Genomic DNA, 17550 nt, shown 5'->3' on the forward strand with positions numbered 1-17550 from the left:
GAAACCTCAGTCGGAAAAGGGATCCGTCACAAGGATGGTGTCCTCGCGTTCGGGCGAGGTAGAGAGTAGTGCAACCGGGCAGTCGATCAACTCCTCCACCCGGCGCACGTATTTGATGGCGTTCGCGGGCAGATCGGCCCAACTGCGCGCACCCTCGGTGGACTCGGACCAGCCGGGCATTTCCTCGTAGATCGGCGCGCACCGCGCCTGATGGTCTGCCGCCGTGGGCAGATAATCCATCCGCGTGCCATCCAACTCGTAACCCACACAGATTTTCAGCGTCTCGAACCCGTCCAGAACGTCGAGTTTGGTCAGCGCGATCCCATTGACGCCCGAGGTCGCACAGGTCTGTCGCACCAGGACCGCATCAAACCAGCCGCAGCGCCGTTTGCGGCCGGTCACGGTGCCAAATTCATGCCCGCGCTCGCCCAGACGCTGACCATCGGCATCATCCAGTTCGGACGGAAACGGCCCCTCGCCCACGCGAGTGGTATAGGCTTTCACGATGCCAAGCACATAAGAAATGGCTCCCGGCCCCATCCCGACCCCGGTGGCGGCCTGCCCGGCGATCACGTTGGAAGAGGTGACAAAAGGATAGGTGCCAAAATCGATATCCAGCAGCGCGCCTTGCGCGCCTTCGAACAAGATCCGCTTGCCGGCCTTGCGCTTCTCACCCAGCACTTTCCAGACCGGAGCGGCATAGTCCAGAATGCCCGGTGCAATCTCGCGCAGCTGCGCCAGCAGCGCGTCGCGGTCCACGGGCTCAATCCCTAAGCCGCGACGCAACGGGTCATGGTGTTGCAACGCCCGGTCCACACGCGCCTCCAGCGTCGCCGGATCTGCCAGATCGGCCACCCGGACCGAGCGCCGCCCCACCTTGTCCTCATAGGCCGGGCCAATCCCGCGCCCGGTGGTGCCGATCTTGGTGCCTGTGCTGGCCGCATCTTCGCGGGCACGGTCCAGCTCCCCATGGATCGGCAGGATCAAGGGCGTGTTTTCCGCAATCATCAGCGTTTCTGGCGTGATCTCGACACCCTGCGCACGGATCGTCTCGATCTCTTTCAGCAGATGCCAGGGGTCCAGCACCACACCATTGCCGATCACCGAGAGCTTGCCGCCCCGCACCACACCCGACGGCAGCGCGTTCAGCTTATAGACCTTGCCGTCGATCACCAGCGTATGCCCGGCGTTGTGCCCGCCCTGGAACCGGGCGATCACATCCGCCCGCTCCGACAACCAGTCGACAATCTTGCCTTTCCCCTCGTCGCCCCACTGCGCGCCGACAACAACGACATTTGCCATACCCGGTCCCCTTTGGTGTGTTCAAACCCGCGCCGGTATAGCGGCACAGCCTGAGGGGCGAAAGGGCAAAAGACCACCTCAGGCCGCATGGACTTTCCGCCTCCGATGCGCCAACGTCCCGCCGCCAAACCAAGACGGAGGCAGGCAGGTCAATGGGGTTTCTGACACGGTGGGTTTTTGCCTTTGCGCTGCTGGCACTGACCTTCAACCCAACGCAGTATAACTACGTGAACTGGGTCCAGGGCTATGGCGGCATGAATCTGTCCATTGCCGTGCTGCTGGGGCTGCTCCTGGCCATCGGCTACATCATCTACTTGCGGGCCACGCTGCGCTCGATTGGCGCGGGCGGCATGATGCTGGTGCTGGCCGTTGTGGGCGCGTTGGTCTGGGTGCTCTATGATCTGGGTGTTCTAAGGCTCGACAATTCCAGTCTGAATGTCTGGCTTGGACTTCTGGCGCTGTCGCTGGTTTTGGGCATCGGGCTGAGCTGGAGCCACGTGCGCCGCGCGCTTTCCGGTCAATCCGATGTGGATGACATCGACGATTGAGGTGGTTGCATGTGCTTGGGAGACGGGCCCGCGATCGACCGACGAAGTGTCCTTCCCCCCAATCGAAGGGGGGCGGACACTGCCCGGCGTTTCCGCCGGGAGACCGCTGAAACCTTATCGCGAGAAACTCTGCGGCTTGCCCTCTATGGCAGCCGGACGGGCGCGCCGTGTGGCGTGGTCAGATAAACTGTCTCCCAGGCGGCACGCATCCGCTCCGTCTCAGCGCCATCTGTCAGGTTGAGGGTTGCGAGCATCGCTTCCAATGTGTCCAGCCAGGCCCCGAAATAATCGTCTCCGCCGTTGAGATCCTTGTCGAGCCCATGACGCTTGAGTGTCGCGCCGAAAAGCGCCGCCCAGTCCGGCCAATCAAAGTGGCCGGACTCATTCAAATGCACGGTCAGCGCAAAGACCTGTGCGTGCCAGGGCGCATCGAAGACAGGGGTTGGCACCTCGGTCACGCGGGCACCAAATAGCTTTGCCACAGATCGAGCACGATCTCGTCTTTTGGATGCTCCGGCTGCGCCCAAAGCTCCGACGCGGGGAAAACCACAGCATAGAGCGGCTCTGCGGCCTCCCCCAACCGGTGGGCGGAGCTGTCGGGCAGGATATGGGTGCCATGGACCCGCAGGACGCACCCACATGCGCCGGCGGCATAGACCGGCAGCCGGGTATGGCCACCATCCACCAACCGGTTCGCGGAGATCCGGCGGGTGACAACGGCATCGCCCGGCTGAAACTGCTGCGGCACATCACTGGGCCGGTCCGCCGGACCGCCTGCCGCCAGCATCGGCGCCACACCTTCGGCGCGCAGGGTGCGGCTTGTGTCGCTACTCACATCCGGCGCAGCACCCGCCAATTCCGCACGGCTCACAAGGCCGGTGTCCACCAGCAGATCCGCCAGACCGGCCATCCATTTTTCATAGTAAGAAAATCGCGCGTAGTCCTTGGGCGCCAATCGCTCCCGCGCATGGCGGGAGATATCGATGTTCCATTTGCCATGAGCTGCGGCTGCCAGAGTGATCGCCAGCGCCCGCTTGTGCCAGTCTTCGTGAAAAACCTCCCCCTCCGGCTCGGGCGTCACCGGGCCATCACCGAAGCGCCCGCCCATGTCATGCACGCGGGTCATGGTGTGCGCGCCAATCCGGTGCCGATCATGCTGTCGCGGGTGACCAGCGCCATCAACTCGTCCACCGACAGGCCCTCGGTCCCGTCCGGGCGCTGCGGAATGACCAGATACCGGACCTCGGCAGTGGAATCCCAGACACGCACAGCAGTCTCGTCCGGCAGCGTCACATCAAAGTCAGCCAGCACCGCCCGGGGTTCACGCACCGCACGCGCGCGATAGGCGTCTGACTTGTACCATGTGGGCGGGATGCCCAGAAGTGGCCACGGGTAGCAGCTGCACAAGGTACAGACGACCATGTTATGGACAGCGTCTGTGTTCTCAACCGCCACCATATGCTCACCCTGCCGCCCGTAGTACCCCAGATCGGCGACCACCGGTGTGGCGTCCTCCAGCAAGGCCGCCATGAAAGCCGGATCGTTCCAGGCTTTGGCCACCACATGGGCACCATTGCGCGGGCCAATCTTGTTTTCATAGATGTCGATGATCTCGTCCAGAGCGGCGGGATCGACCAGCCCCTTTTTGGTCAGGATGGTCTCCAACGCCTTGACGCGCAAGGCGGGGTCAGGCGGCAAAAGCTCATGCGGGTGGTCGGGATCATCATGTGGCATGCCCAGACAGTGAGCCGCCCCGGCGCCATTGTCCAGCAAAGACCCGCCGTAGTTATCCACAGGCGCGCTTTTCCCGACGATTTTTCCCGCAAAACGTGTTACGGTTTTCGCACGAAGTGAGTCTGCAGCGCCTCAATTCCAGGATAGCCCTCTTAACCCGGCGCATGAGAGAACAGCTTCAGCAGACCGTCGCCCGGCGGAGACAACAGGCGACGGTCTTGGCGTGTGGGCGTGCCGGTGCGTCGCGGCAATCCTCCCTTGCGAGCCCCGGCAAACTTGCCTAGATACGCCCAAAGCAAATCGAACCGCATTGGGTCACCCATGGAAAACGTCGTCCTGATCATCCACCTCATTCTGGCGCTCAGCCTGATCGCCGTTGTGCTGATGCAGCGCTCCGAAGGTGGTGGCCTGGGCATGGGTGGAGGCGGAGGTGGCGCCATGACCGGGCGCGCGGCGGCCACGGCTCTGGGCAAGGTCACCTGGCTGCTGGCGATTGCCTTCATCTGCACGTCGATCACGCTGACGATTTTTGCTGCGGAAAACGCCTCCGGATCCTCGGTTGTGGACCGGTTGGGGATCACCCCGCCTGCGCTGAACGAGAGTGACGCCCCGGCCGTACCGGAAGGGGATCTGTTGCTGCCGCCAAGCCCGGATGACAACGCGCCTCTGGTTCCAACAGCGGATTAACCCCTCACTACAACCCCTTGCGGATGTGAGATGTTTCGCAACATCATGTTGCGGCATGCCTTGCGTCCGACACCCGAATCCTGATAAGCTTAAGTCCCGTGGACCTGCGACATCCGCAGCCTCTCAGGGCGGCTGTTCAACCGCAAAAATGCACGGGAGCATATCTGACAATGGCACGCTATATCTTTATCACCGGCGGTGTGGTGTCCTCCCTCGGCAAGGGGCTATCCTCGGCGGCTCTTGGCGCGCTGTTGCAGGCGCGCGGCTTTTCGGTGCGCTTACGCAAACTGGATCCCTATTTGAACGTCGACCCCGGCACCATGTCGCCGTTCGAGCATGGTGAGGTCTTTGTCACGGACGATGGTGCCGAGACGGACCTCGATCTTGGGCACTACGAGCGCTTCACCGGCGTGCCGGCGCGCCATACCGATTCCGTCTCCTCGGGCCGCATCTATTCCAACGTGCTGGAGAAGGAGCGGCGCGGCGACTACCTTGGCAAGACCATTCAGGTGGTCCCCCATGTAACAAATGAGATCAAGGCCTTCCTCGACATCGGCGGCGATGAGGTCGATTTCATGCTCTGCGAGATTGGCGGCACTGTGGGCGACATCGAGGGGCTGCCGTTTTTTGAGGCTATTCGTCAGTACAGCCACGACAAACCGCGCGGGCAGTGCATCTTCATGCATCTGACGCTGCTGCCCTATCTGGCCGCGTCGGGTGAACTGAAAACCAAGCCCACGCAGCACTCCGTGAAAGAGCTACAAAGCATCGGGATCGCGCCGGATATTCTGGTCTGCCGCTCTGAGCAGCCAATCCCCGAGAAGGAGCGTGAGAAGATCGCGCTCTTCTGTAACGTGCGCAAGGAGGCTGTTGTGGCCGCCTATGACCTTAAGACAATCTACGACGCGCCGCTGGCCTATCATAAGCAGGGGCTCGATCAGGCGGTGCTGGATGCGTTTGACATCTCCCCCGCTCCGCGCCCGGATCTGACGGTCTGGCAGGATGTCTCCGACCGGGTGCACAACCCAGAAGGCGAAGTGAAGGTCGCGATCGTCGGCAAATACACCCAGTTAGAAGACGCCTATAAGTCCATCGCCGAAGCGCTGACACACGGCGGCATGGCCAATCGCGTGAAAGTGCGGGTGGAATGGGTCGACGCCGAGATTTTCGACACTCAAGACGCGGCCCCGCATCTGGAAGGCTATCATGCAATCCTGGTGCCCGGCGGCTTTGGCGAGCGCGGCACCGAAGGCAAGATCAAGGCGGCAGAATTCGCCCGGACCCGCAAAGTGCCGTACTTGGGCATCTGCCTTGGCATGCAAATGGCCGTGATCGAAGCCGCGCGCAATGTGGCCGATATCAAGACTGCGGGCTCCGAAGAGTTCGACCACGAGGCGGGCAAGAAGCGGTTTGAGCCGGTGGTCTATCACCTGAAAGAGTGGGTTCAGGGCAACGCCAAAGTCAGCCGCAAAGTCGAAGACGACAAAGGTGGCACCATGCGTCTGGGCGCCTATGATGCGGTGCTGACCGCCGGATCGAAAGTGGCGGAGGTCTATGGCACCACCAGCATCGACGAACGCCACCGCCACCGCTACGAGGTCGACATCAAGTATCGCGACAAACTGGAGGCAGCAGGCCTGTGTTTCTCGGGCATGTCCCCCGACGGCAAACTGCCCGAAATCGTGGAGTGGCCGGACCACCCGTGGTTCATCGGCGTGCAGTTCCACCCCGAGCTGAAGTCGAAACCCTTCGATCCGCACCCGCTCTTCCGCGATTTCATACGCGCGGCCAAGGAGATTTCAAGGCTGGTCTAGGATCTGTGGACATTCATCTTGGGTCTATAATTGCGACGCAAAGGCAGATCATGGCGGCATAGGAGGTGCCCATCTTGGCCGAGCGCATCGCTATGCATTTGAATTCTTTCAACTTCAGGAAGCAGCTCTTGATCGAGTGCTGCCATTTGTACATCTCGTCGTCAATGTCGAGTGGGCGCAGGCGCTGAGGTCGCTGCGAAATCACGATCCTTGCTCCGCGCATTCAGGCCGTCGATGATCCCATTGCTGTCCAAGGCCTTGTCAGCGAACATCGCACCGAACTCGATGCCCCAGATCAACGGCGCGACGTCGACGGTGTCGTCGCGGTTGGCTGGCATCAGAATGCACCGAACCAGGTTGCCAAGGGCGTTCAAGAGGGCGGGATTGTGGTCGTGCAACGGCCCTGTTGCACGCCTCGGACGAGGGGTTCGCCGCATGAATCCAGCATGATAGCTAGCAGGCCTGAGCAGTTGGGCCGCGACGACGTACAAAACCACGACGTGGTCGGGTTGGACTGGCCGGTCCCGGATATCAACGCCTTGTGCCGCCACCAGCGAAAGCTGACCGTGGCGATCCCCTACCGTGGAGGGAAAGGGCCGCTGACCCTTCTGATCCACTCTCATCGAAACTACGTTTCGACTGCCGTGCAGGAGCCAGCACCGGTCTCAAGGCTGAGAGCGAAGGTGCGTGGAATGCCCGAGAGCATGGTGGCTCCAAGCGGCGCATCTGGCGCAAGAGATACATCGGAATTGACGAGAAAGGGAGGTCCGACCGTCGGACGATCCGGGAGAAAAGGCCGGCCAGCGATCACAGCTCACTTGCCGACGAACCAAAGTTAGTGATCAGAATGACCCAAAACATGGCCCGAATGGCCAAACATCACGAGTCGTCACATGCGAGGTCTTTTTGACCGGTTTCGTTGCCCCAAGCGGAGCACAAGTTCTCGAAATCATGGCGCCTGATCGTCGGCCAGGTTCTGAAGGGCGGTGTATCCCTGCCCTCCAAACGCTGCAGCACGTTTCAAAGGGAACAGCAGTTGGCAGCGCAACCTCGGCGCTTTGCAGATTTCAACCGCCAGACCGGACTGACCCCATTTACTTCTGCAGGTCGAACCCCGTGCCATCCGCATCGCTTGCAGTGTTGGAGGGCTAACGCGTGTTGTCCCTCCAACGCCAAAAGCTTGATCCAGTATATCAACGTCAGACCGACCCGCGGGCGGTCAACGACCCCTTGCGCTGCTAGTTATTGTCTTTGAGCTTGTGCAGCGCATCCTGCCCCTCGCTGATCAATTGGTCGATTTGTGTGGCGGCATCGCCGACACGGCTGGCCAGGCTTCTGATTTCGGTTGCCACCACACCAAACCCTTTCCCGGCGTCACCCGCCCGGGCGGCTTCGATCGTCGCATTCACGGACAACAGGTTCGTCTGTTTGGCCACGCCGCCGATGGATTCGACGAGGTTGGTGATGCTGCTCAACATATTGCCCATGGCTTCGGAACTGCGCGCGGTTGCTTCCCGCCGGAGAGTGGCGTCGTTTGCACACATGATGACGCGGTCCACCTTGGCTTCCATATCCCGCGTGCAGGAGAAGATCGCGTCCAGCCAGAGCTCTTCCCCTGTTCCGGTGGGCCAAGACAACTCTCTACTCAGCGTTTTGCCATCCAGAACCGACTTTACATCCGCATCGCTCAGCACCTCTCCAAGACGCGGCAGTCGGTTGCCATGGCTGTTCAGAAATGCGTTGGTCTCCAGCGGCGCACCGGCATGTGACCATTCAGCGATGGCGGTTGCGTCACTGATCGCAGAGAGTTTTGCATCGAAATTCATCGATTTCTGACGCGTCTCCGTGACATTGGCCTGTACCGACACGAAGTATTCAATCCGCCCATTTTTGTCACGCACCGGGTTGATAGCGAGGCTGATCCAGTAGGGGTCCCCCTTCTTGGAGTAGTTCAGGATCTCTTCGTAGAACGCCTCCCCACTGTCCAGTTTCTGTCGGATGCGCGCGACGGTCTGTTTGTCGGTTGCAGGGCCCTGCAGCATTCTGCCGGGTTTCTTACCCTTGGCGTCGCGCGCCGAGATGCCTGTGAGCCGTTCGAAACCGGGGTTCACAAACACGATCAACCCGTCTTTGTCGGTGATGATCACCGAGTTATCCGTCTCATTCGCCACCAGGGACAACAGGCGGAACTGCTCTCTCTGTGCCACCTCTTCGGTCACATCCTTGATGAAGGCCGTGTAGTGGCTGGCGCCATCGGGCAACTTCACACAGGACAAGGACAGGCTGCCATGCGCCACAGAGCGGTCCTTGCGATGGATCGGTACTTCGCGGCTGGTGCCGACAATCCGGTCTTCCCCGCCGTTTCTGTGGCGGTCAACCCAGCTGTCGTGATTGCTGCGCATCTCCGGCGGCACCAGCATCTTGACGTTCTGACCGATGACCTCATCCCGGTGATAGCCCCAAAGCGTCTCAGCCGCCTCGTTGAAGAACGTCACATGGTTGGCCTGATCCAGCATCACGACGGCGTCAATTGTCTGCTCTAGCGTTGCCTTCATCAGTTCGCGCGCGGCCTTCTCCTCGGTCACGTCTTTGACGAAGGCGGTGTATTGGCTCGTGCCATCAGGCAACTTCACGCAAGACAGAGACAGGCTGCCATAGGCAACGGAGCCGTCTTTCTTGTGAACAGGCACCTCGCGGCTGGTGCCGACAATCCGGTCTTCCCCGCCATTTCTGTGACGGTCAACCCAGCTGTCGTGATTGCTGCGCATTTCCGGTGGCACCAGCATCTTGACGTTCTGCCCGATGACCTCATCCCGGTGATAGCCCCAAAGCGTCTCGGCCGCCTCGTTGAAGAACGTCACGTGGTTGGCCTGATCCAGCATCACGACGGCGTCGATTGTCTGCTCTAGCGTTGCCTTCATCAGTTCGCGCGCCGCCTTCTCCTCGGTCACGTCTTTCATGAAGGCGGTGTAGATGGCGGGCCGACCCTCGGAGACGACTTTGGAGAGGGACAGGCTGGCCCATCGCAACCCACCGTCCTTGCGGTGAATCTCAACTTCGCGGCTGGTGCCGACAATCTTGTCCGGGCCGCCGTCGCGATTGGCGTCAACCCAGCTGTCGTGCTGCGGCTGCATTACCTTCGGGACCAGCATCTTCACGTTCTGACCGATCACTTCCGCACTGGAATAGCCCCACAATCGCTCCGCCGCCGGATTGAAGAAGGTGACGTTGTTGAACTCGTCGATCATCACAACGGCATCCATCGCCTGGTGCAGCACCTGGAAAATTTCAGAGGTGTCGCCCTGGGCCGCATGGGCTTCTATGGTCAGGTCTTTCATCAGCTTGATCTCCTCGCTTAATCGCCCAAGACCACAAAGAGGTTTAGATAGTGTTGCGCCAAGTACCACTTTTTCGGACGATCTACGCTGCTGGCAGCCCCACAAACGCGTGGTTTGGACGCCAAACCGGAAGTCGTTGAATAATAAGACACAAGGGGCTTTGCGGCGAAAAAAGAAAGCGCTTGCAACCCACTAGGCGCGCGACGTCCGTCCCTAGCCGGGCCGTGGGGCGTGGTTGACGATAGCCGATTTCAGATGATCAGACACAGTCACGATAAAAAAGGCCGGGTTTCTCTCAAACAGCGCGACGCCTTGGTCGTCGGTCGCAGCGCCGTCCCGGCCCTCGGAACCGCGCAGCCAAACCTCTCGTCCGGCATCGCCGCTCGTGCGCGCACATTGAGAACGAAGCCGCCGCAACGCGATACTGGGCTTATGCGCCTGATGGCGAAGGGTGCTGCACTGCTGCGCGCCCGCGCGCAAAAGGAGATCGCATTGGGCGAGCCACTCACGCTATGGCGCGATCCGCGCGCCATAGCGTGAGTTCACCCATTGCCGACACAGACAGGCCCCTTCGTGCGGGCCTCCCACTCGGCCGCCGTGGCGGCCAGACCGCGGCAAATAGCGCAGCCATACGTCGCGATAGCGCTCCGATGACAGTGAAGAGCAAGCACGTCGTGCCTCATGGCGCGACGATGATCAGACCGTCTTTGGCGGCCTAGGCCGCGACGGCCCGGCGGAGGCTGTCATGAATTTGGTGAAACGCGATCTTGCGCGCGGCCATATCTCTGCCAAAACTGCTGCGGGAGACTAAGGGCTGTCCGCATCGGGGATTGAGGCCGTGCAGCACGCCCTTCACAAGAAAGAGGATGTCCGATGGCAGGACAAACGCAAGCACCAAACAAATCGGCGTATGACGTCATCATCGTCGGCGGCGCCATAATGGGCGCGTCAACCGCGTGGTTCTTGTCAGACAACGCTGATTTCGACGGCTCCGTTCTGGTTGTCGATCGTGATTTGACTCTTGAGGCCTGCTCCACCGCGCATACGAATTCCTGCATGCGCCAGCAGTTCTCCATCGGTCTCAACGTTCAGATCAGCCAATTCGCGGCGGATTTCGTCAAGAACATCCGCAGCTATATGGGGGGTGATGAGCGGATCCCCCAGCTGTCGATCCGGAGCTTCGGATACATGTATCTGGCTGAGACTGACGCCTTCGCGGATGTCTTGCGCCAAAACCAGAAGGTGCAACGCGCCCATGGCGCCGGGACCGAGCTGCTCACAGCGGATGAGATCAAAGCCCGATATCCGTTCTACAACGTCGATGACATTGTTCTGGGCTCGATCAATACGGTGGATGAGGGCTACTGGGATGGCGGTACGGTGAATGAGTGGTGGCGCCGCCAGTCGCGCGAGCGAGGGGTCGAATACATCGAAAACGAAGTGGTCGCGATCACCCGGAGCGCGGCGGGCAACAGGGTGGAGAGTATCACGCTGAAGTCAGGCGAAGTGGTCGCCTGCGGCCAGATGGTCAATTGCGCGGGCCCCAGGGCTGCAGCGCTTGCGCAGATGGCCGGGATCGACCTGCCAGTTGAGCCGCGCAAGCGCTATTCCTGGATCTTCAAGGCCGAACAGCCGCTTGATGTCGACCTGCCGCTGACCATCGACCCCTCAGGTGTTCATGTGCGCGAAAACGGCGGCGGAACATATCAGTGCGGCGGCCATTCCGATCACGACCCGGCAGTCGACTATGACGACTATGCCATGGATTTCTCGCTTTGGGAGCAGCACATCTGGCCCGTCCTTGCCACCCGTATCCCGCAGTTCGAGGCCGTCAAGCTCCAGTCCGAATGGGCCGGCCACTACGCCATGAACACCTTCGATCACAACGCAATCATGGGGCCGCATACGGAGCTGTCGAACTTCATTTTCCTCAATGGCTTCTCGGGCCACGGACTGCAGCAGTCGCCTGCCATGGGGCGTGGCACAGCAGAGTGGCTGACCTATGGTACCTACCGCACGCTCGATATGACACCGTTCAGCTACGCACGCATTCCGGCCAACACGCCGCTTGTCGAAAAGGCCGTGATCTGATGGTGCGGCCTGCCCGCCCGTTTGCCCCATGTCCAACACCGCCCAGCACAAAAGGCCTGCATACCGCAACGAACCGCACCGCGCAGGCTCACCTCGATCTCAAAGGATATCGCTCATGAAAAAACTTGTTCTCACCGGGGCCGCTGGCCGTCTTGGCTCTTACCTGCGCGAACCGCTTTCAACGATGTGTGAGCAGTTTGTCTCATCCGACCTCGCAGATGCGGTGCCCAACATGGCAGCAAATGAGACCTATGTGAAAGCGGACATCACGGACCTCGATGCGATGGTGGCTCTGCTTGAAGGCGCGGACATGGTGGTTCACTTCGGTGCGATCGGCGACGAGGCCCCGATGGAGGAGCTTTGGGGCCCCAATTTCTACGGCGCCTACACGATCTGGGAGGCGGCATATCGCAACAAGCTGCGTCGTGTTGTCTATGCCTCGTCGATCCATGCGGTGGGCATGCACAAGAAGACCGATTTCATTGGCATTGACGCCGCCCACAAGCCCGACACCTTCTATGGCCTTGCGAAGTGCTTTGCCGAAGATCTGGCCAGCTTGTACTGGGACAAGCGCGGGCTGGAAGCTGTCTGCATGCGCATCCTGTCCTGTGCGCAGGTCTCCAACAGCCGCGCGGTGGGCAGCTGGTTAAGCTATGATGATCTGATTCATCTGGTGGAGCGGGCGATCAGCACACCGATCACCGGCTTCAGCGTGGTCTATGGTGTCTCCAACAATGACCGCGCCCCGGTTGACAACGCCAAAGCGCAACATCTGGGCTATCACCCCAAGGACAACGCCGAACAGTTCGCGGAAGAGATTTACGCCACTGACGGCCCCCTGGACCCTCGGGATCCGGCCAACACCCACCACGGAGGCCCCTTCGCCGCCGTCGACTTGGGGAACAGCGGCGTGGCGTATCTGAACCTGAACACGGACGATACGGCCAAGACGTAAGCGAAAGACCAAGCTGGGGACGTTGGCGACAATGAGGGTGATACGATCCCGGACCGGGGTCCACAAAAGACGACGACCGGCTGGGCGATTGAGATGGCGAACACTGAGGCATATCCCAGCGTGTCACGATGCGCCGCCGGTCTTTGAGCTTGCCGATCACGCATTCGATTGCATTGCGTCATCCCTCGCAAGATGTTTTCTGACGGACCCTTCCGGGCGCAAATCCTTGACCTCATTCGAGGTTGCCGTGTGGGCCGTGCCACCCGCCAAGCGCTTCTTCCCGGCTTCTAAAAACTCCTTGGACCAAATGTAATACAGACTCTGTGCTATGCCTTCACGGCAGCAAAGCTTGGCAGTGCTAACTTCGCCTTTCAGGCCTTCCAGCACGATCCTGATCTTCTCTTCAGCCGAGCGCTGTTTGCGCGTCGCGCGGCGGATGTCCTTGACGACCTTCTCGCCGTGGCTCCGCTGGGTTCCAGATTTCGGTCTCACCTCCACTCCTTGGTAGGTACGATGGGCCAGAAACCCTCACCCTCCCTTATCAACGCTCCCCTTTAATTGTGCGGACCATCGGCAGCAGGCGCGTCACGCTACCGTAAGCCATTGTGATTGATGAAGATAATCCCGCTCAACACACGCGCCCCTTCTTGGCAGATCAGCTTTGCAGATCGCCTGCCGGTCATGGGTCGTCAACGCGTGGCTTGCCGTGGGCCTTGGGGAAGAAGGGGGCAAGACGCGCCATCTGCGCATCGGTCAGCCAGAAAAGATCAGACATGGTCATCGCTCGTTTTCGAGCCGTGAAGCATGCCGCTCGCCAAAAATCAATGGGTCCTGACCCTAATATCAGCTACAAACTCAGGAAGCAGAGAAAGACCTTCGCAGGATCGGCACGTGCCCAGATATCAAGAGATATCAAAGCCCTGGAAAAGAGGATTGAAGACGGTCCGGAGAAGATTTTGCAGATCAAAAGCGCGACTGTGCTCCGCGCCCATGAAAGGAAGGTCGGCCGTATGGAACGTGAAAAATTTGTTCTCGCCGAGGGGCCATGGTATTCCGACGGTACAACCTGTTGGGGCTGCTCCTGGATGGCTGACCTGCTGGAGCATTTTGCCGTTGCGGTTGATCGGCACCCGGATCGGACAGCCCCTACTGAGAGCGACGGTCGCGAGGTCACCTTTCGTGAGGTTAAGATATGCGCGCAGCAATTGGCCAGAAAGTGGAGGCGTAAGGGACTTGGCCATGGCGACCGCGTGCTGCTAGCGATGCCGGTAAAAGCTGAATTCTATGCTAGTCTTGTCGATTTGTGGTCGTTTGGCGCCACGGTGGTGTTGCCTGAACCAGCGATGGGCATCGCGGGAGTTGCGCCTCGCGGCGGTGTGCCATCTTCGCGAGATCTCAAAGAGATGCCGCATGAAACAGTTGCACCCTGTTCAAACCATGGTGATGAGGTGTAGACATGACCAATGCAGCGGCCATAGCGCCCAAAATTGACATTCAAAAACAGGCCGCTCTTACCACCCATGTTAGCACCAAGCGCCAGGTTCAGAAGGGCCACGGTCTTGAACCTTAAGCAACACGTTGCCAAGAATATGTGGATCGTAAAACCGTTGCGGCCAAACGGCCTTACCAGAGCTATTTTGAGTTGTAATCTTCCGTTTCGATCTGGAGAATATGCTGACACCGCACAACCTAGCTGTCGAAATCATCTCTTGGTCAATTTCGTCTTGTAACTCTGGCAACTGCACGTCTATACCCATCAGCGGAGACGTGGCCGAGTGGTCGAAGGCGCTCCCCTGCTAAGGGAGTAGGCGGGAAACCGTCTCGAGGGTTCGAATCCCTTCGTCTCCGCCACCCACCATTGATACCGGGTTACTGTCGGTTAGCTGACATCGCCTATCTTCATAGAAAACATGAAGATATCAGTTTCTCCATTGCGTTTGATTTGATTTCGATTAGTCTCAATCATGCTCACTTGGTGGTATGAATTGTGGTATAATCGTGGCTCTTCACAGTGGTAAATTGACAAAAAACTTGGTTCGGACGTTGGGGTCCGGCCGTCATGGTGACGGCAATGGTCTCTATTTGGTTGTCGATCCGTCCGGAGCGCGTCGATGGATCGTACGTGTAACTGTCAAGGGGCAGCGGAACAAACAAGGCAAACCGCTACGTACCGACTTTGGTCTCGGCGGGGCAGACATCGTTACGCTGAACCAAGCAAGAGATCGCGCCCTTGAATACCGGCGAATGGCGAAACAAGGGATAAACCCACGCTACAATGCTACTCAGGAAATCCCCTGTTTCGAAGAGATCGCCCGCCAAGTCCATATTGAACGCCTCCCGACTTGGAAGAATCCGAAGCATGGTCAGCAGTGGATAAACACACTCGCAGAGTATGCTTTTCCCAAGATCGGCCGATTGCCCATCTCAGAGGTAGGGCAGCCTGAAGTGCTTCAGGTTCTTTTACCGGTTTGGACTGAGAAACACGAAACTGCCAAGCGCCTCGCGCAACGGATTAAAGCCGTGCTTGATGTAGCGAAGTCTAAGGGTTTTCGTGACGGCGAAAACCCGGTCACTACGATCCGCGACGCGCGTGTGCTGCCCCAAGTCAAGCAAAAGGTGCAGCATCACAAGGCCATGGACTGGAAAGACGTGCCCGCATTCTATGCCCAACTGGCCGCAAAAGACGCCATGGCGGCGAAGGCGCTAATGTTCACCTGCCTAACTGCCAGCCGTACCAGCGAAGTGCTTCAAGCACGTTGGGAAGAGTTTGATTTCGAACAGCAGATGTGGACTGTTCCCGCAGCCCGAATGAAGACCGACAAGGAGCATCGAGTACCCCTCAGTGCCCACATGCTGTCCATTGTTGAACCTTTGCGAGCACTACGATCTGACGTTGTTTTCGAGGGACAGAAGCGTCACAAGCCTATGAGTAACATGGCTATGCTGATGCTGCTTCGCAGAATGCAATTATCAGACATTACCGTTCACGGATTCCGCTCAACCTTCAGAGATTGGGCTTCTGAGCAGGCCGGGGTCAGCCGAGAACTTGCTGAACTGAGCCTCGCGCATCAGGTGGGCTCTCAGGTTGAACGTGCCTATGCACGTTCGGACCTACTGGCCCAGCGGCGTGAACTCCTCGCGAGGTGGTCTGACTATGTCACCGATTGAACCTTACTCTAACGAGGATGTCCCCGAGCTTGCGATAGATCGACAAAGCATCCTGAACTTCATTTCGCAATATGAGCCGTTCTTGTCATCGGTAACCGATGTGCTCCGCAAACACCTTGACCGGCAATTCGAAGGCAGCCACGAGTATGTACCCGCCACATTGTTGTTCAACCCATTTGTCGCCGATCATGTCTTTTGGATTGGCTCAAGCAAAGAGTATGGTAACCGGAAGGCAGACGATGCGCTCCTACGACTGAAGCGATTTGACCGCTGGCTTTCCAACGGTCGGTTCCAAAAAATGAAGAAGGAAAAAAAGAAACAAGTCTTCGACGCTATTCTGCTGCTATCTGGTCCACTCTACTACTTGGTCCTCGAAGCTGTGCGTTCGGCAGACCCAGCCCAAATCCGGTCCGCGATCCATTTTCTAATCAAACATCAGGAACAATGTTTGGTCGCGCAAGCAGGCCAAGGGGGAAAGTACCGGGCTTTTCGAACTGCGGTCGCTCTGAGGGCAATTTTCGAAGTCTACAGCGATGTTCCGATCACCGATGGCGAAAAGTACGGCGCCCCTTCTGGGGTGTTCTGCAAATGTCTAGAAGAGCTTTTCAATATTGGTCGAATTGAAGGTGGGTTCCGCCATTATGCAAGGAAAGCAAAGGGGTGCCAAGCAGATGATCCGCTCTTGACCAGTTTCAAGAACGAACTGTGAGCAGCACCTGCCAGGGTTACTGCTCACGAAAATCGCTGAGTTTTACTGCCAAAATTCTTCGACATTCATTTCCAACTGTCCTCAATTATTCGCAATTAGCTTTGAATAGGAGGCCGATATGACCGGCGATCAAGTGGAAGTGCGCAAAGAACCGTTCAATCCAGAACACTATTACGACGATGCGGATGCCGAACTGGACTTGATCACCAGTCGTTCAATGCGCGCGCAATGGCGATACCAGCGTGTAGGACCAAAATTCGTGAAGTTTGGCCGTAGAGTTAAGTATCACGGCGCAGACCTGAACGCGTGGATTCAGAAGCGAACTGTTCAAACCAACGAGCTGGCATAAAACAACAAAACCCCGCTTTCGCAGGGCTTCGCCGTTAGTCTGGACAGCTAAACGGATACCGAATTTCTCCCGGCGAAACAAGATAAAACCGAAACCGCAGACACGGTAGTGGCTGTCGGTAAGCTGGGAGTACGGCTCTTGTCGCAGATGGAATTTACTATGCTTTCAACAGAACTTAGACGCGATCCACGCTGGCGCAGATTGGCCGACAAACCGATTGCGCGACTTGTCTACCTGTCTTTCATGACATCTTCCCTCGTCACGTACACAGGCCATTTCCACTTGCCGTTACCGGTCTTTGCGCACGACAGCATGATCCCGCAAGACGAGCTGATAGCTGGCCTTGACCCGCCTTACCTCTGTAACTACCGCGACCGATACGGGCGCAACCGATCTTGCCGCGCTTTGGTTTCTTCGACCCAACGTTGGTTTTGTTTGGCTTTGAGAGTTTTGCGTTCTTGCCGCTACGCGATCACCATTTGCGCACGTTCGTTGATGAAAGGTAGCATGTCTTTTCGATGCTGGTCATTGACTTGGGCGATATAATCTTTGACCTGATCGGTCTTGCGCGATTGCAGCCATGCGGCGACTTCAGCGGCGGGTTGTAAGTCGGGTGTGGTGCCGAGACGGGCTTTGACCTCTTTGGTTTTGACGCCCGTCCACCGCGCCAATGCGGGTGGAAACAAAAGCAATGCCTTGGCTGACCGCAGCTCACGCGCTTTCCGGATGGCGCACTCCCATCATAGACGTGAAGATCGCCAAAAGAGCTTATATAGCTTTGACATTTTCACTGCGGCGGAGCCTGACATCTTCTTCTTCACCATCAAACGGTTGACAGCCTAGGTCAACGATGTA

17 protein-coding genes, 1 tRNA gene and 3 pseudogenes are annotated in these 17550 nt (G+C 58.6%); 12 read left to right on the forward strand and 9 right to left on the reverse strand.

What is annotated here, in order from left to right:
• Positions 1-6: 6 nt before the first annotated feature.
• On the reverse strand, positions 7-1302 hold the full coding sequence (locus So717_RS02600; protein ID WP_159974631.1) for an adenylosuccinate synthase: 1296 nt from the start codon (positions 1300-1302) through the stop codon (positions 7-9).
• A 152-nt stretch (positions 1303-1454) separates the two neighbouring features.
• Between So717_RS02600 and So717_RS02605 the strand changes: the two genes are divergently transcribed.
• The gene (locus tag So717_RS02605; RefSeq protein ID WP_159974632.1) at positions 1455-1850 is read left to right on the forward strand and encodes a DUF6524 family protein; all 396 of its coding nucleotides are present in this window, start codon (positions 1455-1457) and stop codon (positions 1848-1850) included.
• Positions 1851-1993: 143 nt separating this feature from the next.
• Here So717_RS02605 and So717_RS02610 read toward each other — a convergent pair whose 3' ends face one another.
• From So717_RS02610 to nthA, 3 genes are read right to left on the reverse strand one after another with little or no spacing between them, the layout of a single operon-like run.
• The gene (locus tag So717_RS02610; RefSeq protein WP_159974633.1) at positions 1994-2308 is read right to left on the reverse strand and encodes a nitrile hydratase accessory protein; all 315 of its coding nucleotides are present in this window, start codon (positions 2306-2308) and stop codon (positions 1994-1996) included.
• Complete coding sequence (nthB, locus tag So717_RS02615; protein WP_159974634.1) at positions 2305-2976, reverse strand: nitrile hydratase subunit beta; 672 nt, start codon at positions 2974-2976, stop codon at positions 2305-2307. Before nthB ends, So717_RS02610 begins: the two co-directional genes overlap by 4 nt.
• Entirely contained in the window at positions 2973-3584 is a 612-nt protein-coding gene (nthA, locus tag So717_RS02620; RefSeq protein ID WP_159974635.1) for a nitrile hydratase subunit alpha, read from the reverse strand. The genes nthB and nthA overlap by 4 nt, the downstream gene beginning before the upstream one ends.
• A gap of 321 nt (positions 3585-3905) precedes the next feature.
• Here nthA and secG point away from each other — a divergent pair, with 321 nt between their 5' ends.
• Both secG and pyrG read left to right on the forward strand, forming a co-directional pair.
• The gene (gene secG / locus So717_RS02625; protein WP_159974636.1) at positions 3906-4271 is read left to right on the forward strand and encodes a preprotein translocase subunit SecG; all 366 of its coding nucleotides are present in this window, start codon (positions 3906-3908) and stop codon (positions 4269-4271) included.
• A gap of 170 nt (positions 4272-4441) precedes the next feature.
• Positions 4442-6085 (forward strand): CTP synthase, encoded by a 1644-nt coding sequence (pyrG, locus tag So717_RS02630; RefSeq protein ID WP_159974637.1) that lies wholly within the window; start codon positions 4442-4444, stop codon positions 6083-6085.
• 161 nt (positions 6086-6246) lie between these two features.
• On the opposite strand, the gene So717_RS02635 is transcribed toward pyrG, so the two are convergent.
• On the reverse strand, positions 6247-6423 hold the full coding sequence (locus So717_RS02635; protein WP_159974638.1) for a hypothetical protein: 177 nt from the start codon (positions 6421-6423) through the stop codon (positions 6247-6249).
• A gap of 162 nt (positions 6424-6585) precedes the next feature.
• On the opposite strand from So717_RS02635, the pseudogene So717_RS22175 reads away from it, so the two are divergent.
• Positions 6586-6845 (forward strand): annotated as a pseudogene (locus So717_RS22175) (transposase); the annotation flags it as partial.
• A 478-nt stretch (positions 6846-7323) separates the two neighbouring features.
• Here So717_RS22175 and So717_RS02640 read toward each other — a convergent pair.
• A complete protein-coding gene (locus So717_RS02640; protein ID WP_159974639.1) occupies positions 7324-9423 on the reverse strand; it encodes a PAS domain S-box protein in 2100 nt (699 codons plus the stop codon).
• A gap of 255 nt (positions 9424-9678) precedes the next feature.
• Between So717_RS02640 and So717_RS02645 the strand changes: the two genes are divergently transcribed.
• From So717_RS02645 to So717_RS02655, 3 genes are all read left to right on the forward strand, one after another.
• Positions 9679-9963, forward strand: coding sequence for a hypothetical protein (locus So717_RS02645; protein WP_159974640.1), 285 nt, complete (start codon positions 9679-9681; stop codon positions 9961-9963).
• A gap of 333 nt (positions 9964-10296) precedes the next feature.
• On the forward strand, positions 10297-11514 hold the full coding sequence (locus So717_RS02650; protein WP_159974641.1) for an NAD(P)/FAD-dependent oxidoreductase: 1218 nt from the start codon (positions 10297-10299) through the stop codon (positions 11512-11514).
• 115 nt (positions 11515-11629) lie between these two features.
• On the forward strand, positions 11630-12469 hold the full coding sequence (locus tag So717_RS02655) for an NAD-dependent epimerase/dehydratase family protein (protein ID WP_159974642.1): 840 nt from the start codon (positions 11630-11632) through the stop codon (positions 12467-12469).
• 165 nt (positions 12470-12634) lie between these two features.
• On the opposite strand, the pseudogene So717_RS02660 reads toward So717_RS02655, so the two are convergent.
• Positions 12635-12961, reverse strand: a pseudogene (locus tag So717_RS02660) (transposase); the annotation flags it as partial.
• 101 nt (positions 12962-13062) lie between these two features.
• Positions 13063-13244: pseudogene (locus So717_RS02665) on the reverse strand (hypothetical protein); the annotation flags it as partial.
• Here So717_RS02665 and So717_RS02670 point away from each other — a divergent pair.
• From So717_RS02670 to So717_RS02690, 5 genes are all read left to right on the forward strand, one after another.
• On the forward strand, positions 13243-13923 hold the full coding sequence (locus So717_RS02670; protein ID WP_159974643.1) for an AMP-binding protein: 681 nt from the start codon (positions 13243-13245) through the stop codon (positions 13921-13923). The pseudogene So717_RS02665 and the gene So717_RS02670 sit on opposite strands and share 2 nt — an antisense overlap.
• Positions 13924-14230: 307 nt before the next feature.
• Positions 14231-14320 (forward strand) — tRNA-Ser (locus So717_RS02675).
• A 180-nt stretch (positions 14321-14500) separates the two neighbouring features.
• Positions 14501-15637, forward strand: coding sequence for a tyrosine-type recombinase/integrase (locus tag So717_RS02680; protein WP_238840616.1), 1137 nt, complete (start codon positions 14501-14503; stop codon positions 15635-15637).
• Entirely contained in the window at positions 15624-16346 is a 723-nt protein-coding gene (locus So717_RS02685) for a hypothetical protein (RefSeq protein WP_159974645.1), read from the forward strand. Before So717_RS02680 ends, So717_RS02685 begins: the two co-directional genes overlap by 14 nt.
• Before the next feature lie 118 nt (positions 16347-16464).
• On the forward strand, positions 16465-16695 hold the full coding sequence (locus So717_RS02690) for a MerR family transcriptional regulator (RefSeq protein ID WP_238840618.1): 231 nt from the start codon (positions 16465-16467) through the stop codon (positions 16693-16695).
• A 464-nt stretch (positions 16696-17159) separates the two neighbouring features.
• Here So717_RS02690 and So717_RS02695 read toward each other — a convergent pair whose 3' ends face one another.
• Complete coding sequence (locus tag So717_RS02695) at positions 17160-17381, reverse strand: hypothetical protein (protein ID WP_159974646.1); 222 nt, start codon at positions 17379-17381, stop codon at positions 17160-17162.
• Between the last annotated feature and the right edge of the window lie 169 nt (positions 17382-17550).

The organism is Roseobacter cerasinus (genome assembly GCF_009811755.1).
GTDB lineage: Bacteria > Pseudomonadota > Alphaproteobacteria > Rhodobacterales > Rhodobacteraceae > Roseobacter > Roseobacter cerasinus.